Genomic DNA, 3,923 nt, shown 5'->3' with positions numbered 1-3,923 from the left:
ATGAAGCAACTGGGGCAGAAGAAGAGACAAAAGCTCTGCTGTCAAGCGGGTGAGGAAACCCCACCCGCCTACGCGGTGGGGTAGTTCATTCCATTCTCTCTGTTGCCGCCGAGGACGTTTTAGGGCTGATGCTGGGTAGGGGTTCACCAGACGAGGGATCCGAGTTCAGCCGCCCGCCTCGGCGGGTTTTGATCTGCCCGGATAGCTTCAAAGGATCCCTGACGGCCAAGGAGGCGGCAGAGAGCATCGCCCGCGGGATCCAACAGGGGTTGCCCCAGGCGGAGATAGAGCTGCTCCCTCTAGCCGATGGGGGTGAGGGCACGCTGGAGACCTTGTTGTCGGCACTGGGGGGAGAAAAACGGCGGTTGTGGGTCAGCGGCCCGCTGGGGGATCCCGTCTGGGCCGAGTATGGCGTGGTAGGCGAGCGGGCGCTGCTGGAAGTAGCCCAGGTGGCCGGCCTGACCTTGGTGCCCCCGCAGCGGCGGGATCCCACCCGCACCACCACCTATGGCCTAGGGGAGCTCTTGCGGGCCGTCTGCCGGGATCCCATTGCTGAGATTTGGATAGGGCTGGGCGGATCCGCCACCGTGGATGCGGGAGCGGGAATGGCGCAGGCCCTGGGCTATCGCCTCCTGGATGAGGCCGGGGATCCCATTGGCTGGGGGGGAGGGGAGCTGGCCCGGCTGGCGCGCATCGAGCCGCCCAAGCAGCCTGTCTGGCTGGGCAAGTGCATCCGCGGCCTCTGCGATGTGCAGAACCCCCTCACCGGCCCGTTGGGGGCGGCTGCCGTTTTTGCGCCCCAGAAGGGCGCCACTCCCCAGCAAGTAAGGCAGTTGGAGCAGGCCCTGCAGCACTGGGCCAGAGTAGTGGAGCGCGACCTGGGCCGGACGGTGGACGGGATCCCAGGGGCCGGCGCTGCCGGTGGGCTGGGGGCAGGGCTGGTGGCCTTTTTGGGAGCCACCCTGGAGTCCGGGATCCAGCTCTTGGCCCAGCACTTGGCCCTGCCGGAGCGCATGCGTCGCTGCGACCTGGTGGTGACCGGCGAGGGCCGCCTCGATGAACAGAGCACCATGGGAAAGGTGGTGGGGGCAGTGCTGGAGCAGGCGAGCGCGGCGCAGAAGCCCTTGCTCATCCTCTGCGGCCAGGCCACCCCGGCAGCTCGGGCTAACTTGACTGCCCGATCCCTTCTCATCAGGGTTGGCGCCCTCTGTGACCGGATCCCGGATGTGACCGAAGCGCAGCGCCAGGCCAGCCACCATTTGGAGCAGATGGCCGCTTGCGAGTTGAAAAAGTTTCTAGCCGGGGATCCAGCCGTTATATAGTCATTGCAAAGGGTTATGGAGCAGCCTGTCCGTTGCTCTCCAGCTCCCCTCTCCCTGAGGGAGAGGGGCCGGGGGTGAGGGGAGCTCCCTCTGGGACAGGGAGTGGTGTGGTCGCGTGAGCGGTGCGGAGCGCTTGGGCCGCTAGCGACAAAGTATCTCAATCGTGTTTGGAACAACTATAATGGCCTGAATGGGTTATTTTTTTAAAAATCATGGCCACTATTGAGTTTTCTCCCGGCATTCCAGAAGTGCCAACGCAGGTGCGGCTGCTGAAATCCAAAAATGGCAAGCGGGGATCCGCCATTTTTCGCTTTGAGGAGCTGAAGTCCGACACGCAAAGCATCCTCGGCATGCGGATGATCGACGAGGAAGGGGAGCTGACCACCCGCAACATCAAAGCCAAGTTCTTGAACGGGGAATTCAAGGCCCTGGAAGTGATCTACGACATGGAAACAGAAGCAGAATGGGAGCGCTTCCTGCGCTTTATGGAGCGCTTCTCGGCAGCCAACCAGATGGGCATGGCCTAGGGGGCTCAGCTTTTGGATTTTTTGCTCCCCTTGGCGGACTTGCTCTTGGCTTTGGGCTGTTTGGGAGCGGTTCCCTGGGCCTGCTCAACGGGGGGCTGTCCCAGGAGAGGTCGCTGCTTGTGCCAGTCAGTGCTCTGCTCGTAAGCATAGGCCACCCGCAGCACCTTACTCTCCTGCAAGACGTTGCCTATGATCTGCAGGCCGATGGGCAGACCGTTGGCAAAGCCACAGGGCAGGCTCAGCCCCGGCAAGCCCGCCAGGTTGACCGGGATCGTCATCAGGTCGCACAGGTACATGCTCAAGGGATCCTCCCGCTCGCCGCTTTTGAAAGCCGGCGTGGGGGTGGTGGGGCTGACCAACACATCCACCTTCTCGAAGGCCCGCAGAAAATCTTGCTTGATCAAGGTGCGCACCTTCTGGGCCTTGAGGTAGTAGGCATCGTAGTAGCCGGCAGAGAGGGCATAAGTGCCGATCATGATGCGCCGCTTCACCTCCGGCCCAAAGCCGCGGGCGCGGGTCTTGCCATACATAGCCAAGAGCGAGTCGGCAGGTTCCCGCAGGCCGTACTTGACGCCGTCGTAGCGGGCCAGGTTGGAAGAAGCTTCCGAAGGAGCAATGATGTAGTAGGTAGCTAGACCGTAGCGAAAGCTGGGGCAGTCGATCTCCAGGATCTCTGCCCCCAGCTCCTGCAGGTGTTGGATGGCCGCTTGCACAGCCGCGCGGGTCTCTTCCCCACACCCTTCCCCCAGCAGGTCGCGGATGACGCCAATCTTGAAGCCTTTGATATCGGCGATCAAAGCCTGGCTATAGTCCGGGATCTCCACCCTAAGGCTGGTGGAGTCCATGGGGTCGTGGCCGGCAATCCCCTGCAGCAGCAGGGCCACATCCTCCACCGTGCGCCCAAACGGCCCCACCTGATCCAGAGAAGAGGCAAAGGCCACCAGCCCATAGCGGGAGACCAGCCCATAGGTGGGCTTGAGGCCAACCACGCCACAGAAGGCCGCCGGCTGGCGGATCGATCCCCCCGTATCCGATCCCAAGGCCACCACCGCCTGGTCTGCCGCCACCGCCGCCGCCGACCCGCCTGAGGATCCCCCTGGCACCCGCGTCAGATCCCAGGGGTTGGCAGTGCGCTGAAAGGCCGAGTTTTCCGTGGAGCTGCCCATGGCAAACTCGTCCAGGTTGGTCTTGCCCACCGTCACCATGCCGGCTGCCGCCAGCCGCGCCGTCACCGTTGACTCGTAGGGCGGAATAAACCCCTCCAGAATCCGAGAAGCGCAGGTGGTGCGGATCCCTTGGGTGCAGAGGTTATCTTTCACAGCCAACGGGATCCCGGCCAGCGGACCAATCGCCTCCCCGGCGCGAATGCGGGCATCCACCGCCCTAGCCTGTTGCAGCGCCAGCTCCTCCGTAACAGTAATAAAGCTCTTGAGCTGCGGCTCCAGTTGGTGCAGGCGCTCCAGGTATTCGCGCGCGATCTCCTCGGCCGAGCGCTCTTTGCTCACCAACTGGCGGTGCAGGGCACGGATAACAGACATATGGCAAACTCGCTAAGGAAGGGAAAGGCCGATCGAGCAACGTCAAAGTTCTCTCTAGAGTAATCCAGCACGGATCCCTACTAACTCCCCTCTCCCTCAGGGAGAGGGGCCGGGGGTGAGGGGCTGCTCCCCCAAAGAGAGGGGCCGGGGGTGAGGGCCAGCGCGGAGCGCTTGGGCCTACCGCCGTTCCAAAAAATCGCGGCGCAGATCTCGAATCTCCTGCCGCATCTCCCTCATCTCTTGGGCCATCTCGTCAGTGCGCCGTTCCAGAGCTTCAGTTCGGCGCTCCAGGGCATCCGTGCGGCGCTCGATAGCGCGGGTGCGCGCATCAAAGCGATCCATGGACTCGCGGAAAAACTGAGCCAGCATTGCCTGCCCTTCTCGCAGTTCTTGAATCAGAAGCTGCTGATTTTGTTGGACAAGACGTAGCTCCTGCTGGGCCGCTTGCAGCTCTTGAACAGCGCGGATCAGCCACTCTTCTTGTTCCGGAGTCATTATCAACTAGAGCGAGAGGATGCCAAGATCCTACCACCAAC

4 protein-coding genes are annotated in these 3,923 nt (G+C 62.8%); 2 read left to right on the top strand and 2 right to left on the bottom strand.

Going from position 1 to position 3,923, the window contains the following annotated elements; genetic code table 11:
* Positions 1–128 precede the first annotated feature (128 nt).
* Positions 129–1,322, top strand: coding sequence for a glycerate kinase (locus NW852_RS12365; RefSeq protein ID WP_414426791.1), 1,194 nt, complete (start codon positions 129–131; stop codon positions 1,320–1,322).
* 212 nt (positions 1,323–1,534) lie between these two features.
* Positions 1,535–1,849, top strand: coding sequence for a photosystem II reaction center protein Psb28 (gene psb28 / locus NW852_RS12360; protein ID WP_414366731.1), 315 nt, complete (start codon positions 1,535–1,537; stop codon positions 1,847–1,849).
* Positions 1,850–1,854: 5 nt separating this feature from the next.
* On the opposite strand, the gene gatA is transcribed toward psb28, so the two are convergent.
* Both gatA and NW852_RS12350 read right to left on the bottom strand, forming a co-directional pair.
* Complete coding sequence (gene gatA / locus NW852_RS12355) at positions 1,855–3,387, bottom strand: Asp-tRNA(Asn)/Glu-tRNA(Gln) amidotransferase subunit GatA (RefSeq protein WP_414366732.1); 1,533 nt, start codon at positions 3,385–3,387, stop codon at positions 1,855–1,857.
* A gap of 177 nt (positions 3,388–3,564) precedes the next feature.
* On the bottom strand, positions 3,565–3,882 hold the full coding sequence (locus tag NW852_RS12350; RefSeq protein ID WP_414336537.1) for a hypothetical protein: 318 nt from the start codon (positions 3,880–3,882) through the stop codon (positions 3,565–3,567).
* Between the last annotated feature and the right edge of the window lie 41 nt (positions 3,883–3,923).

It is taken from the genome of Synechococcus sp. H60.1, assembly GCF_047462335.1.
Classification (GTDB): domain Bacteria; phylum Cyanobacteriota; class Cyanobacteriia; order Thermostichales; family Thermostichaceae; genus Thermostichus.
The sequence above is the reverse complement of the archived record's forward strand: the minus strand, read 5'-3'. Positions and strand labels throughout refer to the sequence as shown.

What these genes read in the sequence shown, in the direction of transcription:
- gatA (WP_414366732.1), bottom strand. Translation starts at nt 3,387, where the DNA reads ATGTCTGTTATCCGTGCCCTGCACCGCCAGTTGGTGAGCAAAGAGCGC.
- NW852_RS12350 (WP_414336537.1), bottom strand. Translation starts at nt 3,882, where the DNA reads ATGACTCCGGAACAAGAAGAGTGGCTGATCCGCGCTGTTCAAGAGCTG.
- psb28 (WP_414366731.1), top strand. Translation starts at nt 1,535, where the DNA reads ATGGCCACTATTGAGTTTTCTCCCGGCATTCCAGAAGTGCCAACGCAG.
- NW852_RS12365 (WP_414426791.1), top strand. Translation starts at nt 129, where the DNA reads ATGCTGGGTAGGGGTTCACCAGACGAGGGATCCGAGTTCAGCCGCCCG.